Consider the following 4,022-nt stretch of genomic DNA (forward strand, 5'->3'; position numbering starts at 1 on the left):
GAGTATCTCACCTGCACGAACTTTTAAAATTCGTTCAATGATCACAACTGACTGCGCACGTGTAGTCGTTGCTAGCGTATCCAAATTTCCTTTACCTGTTCCATGGATCAAGCCATTTTTCGTGGCAATTAGCATGTATTCTCCGTCAGTTGCCGCCGTCAGACCAGCAGCACGAACAGCTGCTATTGCCATCTCCAAACGCGTCATTGCGGTATTGTAGTCACCTTTTATGTATTCTTTGTCACCAATTACGTTATTGCTTTGAGCCGCTTGAATATACGGTGTATACCAAGGACCTTCCTTTTGCTCTAATGTAAAACCGATTGCACTCACAGCCATTTTGATAAACTCTGCACGACTTACGGCTTGATTCGGTTTAAACGTCTGATCTACATAACCGTTGACATACCCTTTCGTCGCCGCATTCACGATATCTGCTTTCCCCCAATGATTCGTAATATCTGTAAAAGCAGTAAAAATGGAAGGTGCCTTTACCTCCGTTACAGTTTCCTGCACACTTTCTGTACTTGAATTCTCCCCTTCCGCAGCGAATATGCTGCCTGGGATGCTTGTCACGACCATCATCGCAGCAAGGAATGCAATCATTTTTCGTTTGCTCATTAAGAAACCTCCGTTATACATTTTATTTACTAATTATAGAAATCCAGCCACTTCCATATTCCACAATATTACACTCCATCCTCGCAATATATCACTTTTCCGCATTTTCCGTTGTCGAAATTTGTAATATATAAAAGTTTATTCCTAACGACAAAAAACTAGCCCCTTTAGACGTGTCCGCCATAAAAGAGTTAGTTTAATATAAATAGGTATAAAATTTTCTTCTAAGTCTATTATCCAAAATAAGTATTTTAAATCTGTCCTTAATATTTTGGGCTTAGATACTTTAATTTTACATCAAATCTACTTTCCTTACTTATATTAACATTTCGATAATAATGAATCTGACCTTCTCAAACTCAGTACTATATGGAAATATAGACTCACTTTTCCACCAGCCAACTATATTTGATCCTTCATCCGGCACTGGGTAGCTCCCAAATGAGGACTAATTAATCAACAATTCACACTTTGCTTGTAAATCAACAGTCTCTGCTCTTTTCCCATGTTCATAACGGTAGACTTGCAATGCAATATTTACATCGTACTTACCGGGTAATAGGTCGCTATCTTCATAATTACAAATATCGTACATTTTATGATGAGGTTTATCAGGGGATATAGTTATTGTATCCTTTTCCCAACCTAAACCACTTCTAATATATCCTCCAAATACTGGATCGTCTCCTTGTAATAAAACAATTTCTCTTAAATCTATCTTTTCTGCGATTTCAATAATTTCGATTGAAGATAATCTTACTACAACAGGAATAGATTTTACACTTCCCTGATAAATGTAACCCTCTAATGGAAATACATCCAATTTCATTTATTCCAACCCCCTATAGTATTTATAATAATTTTCAAATATTTTCAATTCTTCCGTTGTTAATCCTAGTTTCTTCCCCTGCCAGATATTAGTGCCAGTAGCATATCTTTCTACGAACTCCTCGGGTAAACCGTGCCATTCTCTAATTGATAGATTAAGTTTATTAAACTGTCGGTAGTGCCTTACTTCATGTAGTATTGTATTTGCCAGAATATTTGAATTCCCAAATTTTTTATTTAAATCGATAATCGGATTACCTTTCATATCAAATCTGAATTCTCCCATATGTGAAGTGTTAAATGATCGAGATGTTGAGTCAAATAACTTTTTAACTTCATCGGCATATTTCTTACCAAAGGCTGATTCAATTCTATTAAATGCCGCATCTATTTGCTTCGTGGTACTTAAGTTCGCAAAATTCTCATCAAGTTTCCCAATAAAATCCTCAGCATTCAAAGGTTTCTTGGCATACCAACTACCATCACCCACCCCATCAATTACGATTGGGTCAGGAACATTCCCTTTGCCCAGTACTTTACTTACCCCTGCGCAAAATTTGAAGTTACAAATGGGATTTTCTCGATTCCAGTACCTAGCTTACTGCAAGAATCTACCGGAAATGAACTCTTAGGTTTGGATACCTTATAAGAGGTGACAATAAATGAATACTGACAATTTTAAATGCTCCCATACAATTGTATTGCTTCCCGTCTACGTATACCTGCCTACATATTGAAAAAGCCTACTCCTCATTATGACTCTTTTAGGAATAAGCTTCTCAGTGTTAGTTATGTTTATTCGTTATTTTCTATACTCTTAACATCTATCATTTTTTGTTCAATCCAATTCAAAACCATTTCTGCCTCCTCTTGAGAAATCCTCCCCCTCTCGCTTTTATATTTATAAGTTTCATAAGCCCATACTAATATAATTTTCACAAATTCAACTGTTTCTAATTTACAGATCGGTTCAATTTCATCTTCTTCCTCGTCATAAAATGGATCTTCAATTATTGTATAGTCTCTATAGGATATAACGCTTGATGCATTTCCTCCATGTCTATATTCGGGTATATTTCCCCTTAATAAATCAATATAATTATCAATATCAATTTTCAAATCTTTAAATCTCCAAGGTATATCAGATCCTAAGGGATCACTTATCATATTGGCGAATTTCAGTGATTTTTCTTCGTCAAAATCCAATACAACTATATTAAATCTCTCCATATATTTCAATTTATATTTATACTTAATCATTATTCAAATCTCCTCCAATTCAATATACTGGATAGGCTGAAATTATCTTATCATTTCTTAAAATAAACTCTATTTCCATTCCCGTGCCTGTTTCACCTATATATTTATTATTTTTTATAATCACTTTATTATTAAAAGCTTCATTCACTGCATCTATCACCTGTTGTGGTGTCCATTCCTTTGGAAAAAATGTGGACTTAGGTCCCTTTACTACTCCATTAATTTCTATATTGGCTTGATAGACACCAAACTCATTAGGCGGGTCAATATTTCCGACAATTTTACCGCTACTATTCGGCATTCCTTCATAATGAAATCCATTGGCATTTCCATTTTTGAGTATTTCACCATCAAAAATATGGTTTAATCCATTTTCTTTAGTCCCTTGTTTGAAGTTTTCTGTGTTTTGTAGACTCTCAAGCCATTTCTTTTCCTCTATAACAGACTTAGAAACATCACCCATCCCATCGATTACGATTGAGTCAGGAACATTCCCTTTGCCCAGTACTTTACTAACCCCTGCGCCAATCCCCTTGCCTATTGCATATCCACCCATACCTAATGCAAATCCGGCCCCAAAACCTATCGCAGAGTCCATAAGTAATTCATTTGTACCACGATCGGAATTGTTGACAAGCATGGATGCAGGATTCTGAACGCCCCCTGCCATACCTTCAGCCAGTCCAACCCTGGCTATTCCCTGAGCAAAATTTGAAGTTACAAATGGGATTTTCCCGATTCCAGTACCCAGCTTACTGACTGCTTGTTGTCCTACACCCGTGTTTAATAGTTTATTTGCAGCTTCATAAGGTGCCGCTATCGGTCCTGATCCAAAAGGTGCTCCCGTTGGCACAAAATATGGGGCTACATTACTACCGATAAAGCTACTTACTTTGTCAGCCGTTTCATTTCCAGTAGATTCTTGAACACCTACTGAAACACCTGGGATATAGGTTGATCTTGATAAGAACTCACCGATTGGGTTCGATAAAACCGAATCTAACATATTCCCAAATGGCTCTATTACTTTTTTAAATAATGTTGCTCGGATGGGACCTCCATTTATAAACCAATTCGCTTGTCTTGCTTTTGTAAGCTCACTTTGGCTTTCTGGACTAAGTTTACTCCACATCGTTCGAAGTTGTTCCGGTGTATACCTGTTGGATTTACCTGTTATTAGTTCTTCTTCACTTACCGTCTTGCTTGGATCATAAGCCCCAAGTACTGGACCTTCTGCACTTACCTCGGCTGCTTTAATTTCTTCATAAACATCATCGTAATTCTCCTTCGCCCATTCCCTGTATTCCCTATCT

At 36.8% G+C, this 4,022-nt stretch carries 5 protein-coding genes; all 5 read right to left on the reverse strand.

The genetic code is table 11. The features are described 5' to 3' along the window. Window positions 1-621, reverse strand: a 621-nt coding sequence (locus tag EJP82_RS27680) for an S-layer homology domain-containing protein (RefSeq protein ID WP_170220324.1), incomplete at its 3' end; no start/stop codon positions are given. A gap of 448 nt (window positions 622-1,069) precedes the next feature. After that, the gene (locus EJP82_RS27685; protein WP_127195302.1) at window positions 1,070-1,450 is read right to left on the reverse strand and encodes a hypothetical protein; all 381 of its coding nucleotides are present in this window, start codon (window positions 1,448-1,450) and stop codon (window positions 1,070-1,072) included. Continuing rightward, complete coding sequence (locus EJP82_RS27690) at window positions 1,451-1,939, reverse strand: hypothetical protein (RefSeq protein ID WP_127195303.1); 489 nt, start codon at window positions 1,937-1,939, stop codon at window positions 1,451-1,453. 305 nt (window positions 1,940-2,244) lie between these two features. Then, window positions 2,245-2,709, reverse strand: a complete 465-nt coding sequence (locus EJP82_RS27695; RefSeq protein ID WP_127195304.1) for a hypothetical protein — start codon at window positions 2,707-2,709, stop codon at window positions 2,245-2,247. Between the two features lie 19 nt (window positions 2,710-2,728). Continuing rightward, window positions 2,729-4,022 (reverse strand): EndoU domain-containing protein (locus EJP82_RS28600; RefSeq protein WP_246054464.1); only part of this gene is annotated, 1,294 nt, incomplete at its 5' end.

Origin of the sequence: Paenibacillus anaericanus, from assembly GCF_003994475.1 — a bacterium.
In the GTDB taxonomy this organism is placed as follows: domain Bacteria; phylum Bacillota; class Bacilli; order Paenibacillales; family Paenibacillaceae; genus Fontibacillus; species Fontibacillus anaericanus.